1 pseudogene is annotated in these 1,144 nt (G+C 73.8%); it reads left to right on the forward strand.

Annotated elements, in window-relative coordinates:
* Positions 1-1,144 (forward strand): annotated as a pseudogene (locus AOK16_RS24590) (hypothetical protein); the annotation flags it as partial.

Here is a 1,144-nt window from a genome sequence, read left to right on the forward strand (position 1 = left end):
ACCCAGAACGAGACAGAGGTCACCCTGATGCAGCCCGCCGACACCAGGCGCCGCCCCACCCCGGGACTCCCCACTCAGCCGTCCGCGGCAACCTTCCGCCCGGTCGACCCCGACCAGCTCCCCACAGCGGTGGCCGACTTCCTGGGAGCGCCGGACGGCACACCGGTCCCGGTTGTCGTCACCGGCCGCCCCGACCTCGCAGAGAGCATCGCCCTGGCCGAGGCGGTGTACGAGGGCACGCAGCGCCCCGCCCCGGTCGACCATGGCGTGGTCCTCGCACCGGAAGAACTGCCCGACGGCGTCCTCGCGTTGGCCCGCCCGCTCGCCCGTACCTGGCTGGACGCCGGGGACCTGGACCGCCTGCCCCCCGAGCGCCGGGGCACGCTGCTGGTGGTCGGCACGTACGACCGGCTGCGCCTGGACCCGCTGCGGCCTCTGCTGCTGGCCACCTACCGGGCCGAGGAGAGGTCCCTGTGCGTGCTCAGCGGCCGGGACCCGTACTCCCTGCTGTGGCACGTGGCCAAGCAGTACGCCCGCACCGACCCCCGGCTGACCCGGCTCGGCCTCTTCACCGACACCGACCGCCCCACCCCCACCGAGGACGTACGGGTCTACGACGACCGGTCCTTCGAACGCCTCGACATCCAGGCCGAGATCCTCGGCAGCCGCTGGCGCAGGGTCGTCTTCCAGGGCCACGGCAAGGACGACAGCGTCAACCTCGGCGAGTTCACCATCTGCGGCCTCAACTCCGCGGCCCCGCGCGACGAGCGGCTCCTTGGCCCCCGCTGCGCCTACGGCCTGCCCTGTTACAAGCCCGAGGACAAGCTCGTCCCGCTCAACCGGGTGCGCGCCGCCGAGGTCGTCCTCAGCGCCTGCAACAGCGGCCCGCTGGCCGACCTCGCGCTCTACGACCCGCGCTACCAGCTGATGCTCAACGCCCTGGACGGCCCCGCCCGTACGGTCGTATCCGCGGTCTCCGTGCACGACTCGGACCGCCCCGAGAACGCCTCCTGGATGCGCGCGGCCCACTCCGGGACCGACTCGGTGGCCGCCCTCAACGCGAGCCTGGCCGGCTCCCACCCGTACCCGGCCTTCCTCCGCTTCGGCCTGCCCGAGCCGGCGGGCCCCGGCACCCCTGCTCCCC

Origin of the sequence: Streptomyces pathocidini (assembly GCF_001418495.1) — a bacterium.
GTDB classification, from domain to species: domain Bacteria; phylum Actinomycetota; class Actinomycetes; order Streptomycetales; family Streptomycetaceae; genus Streptomyces; species Streptomyces pathocidini.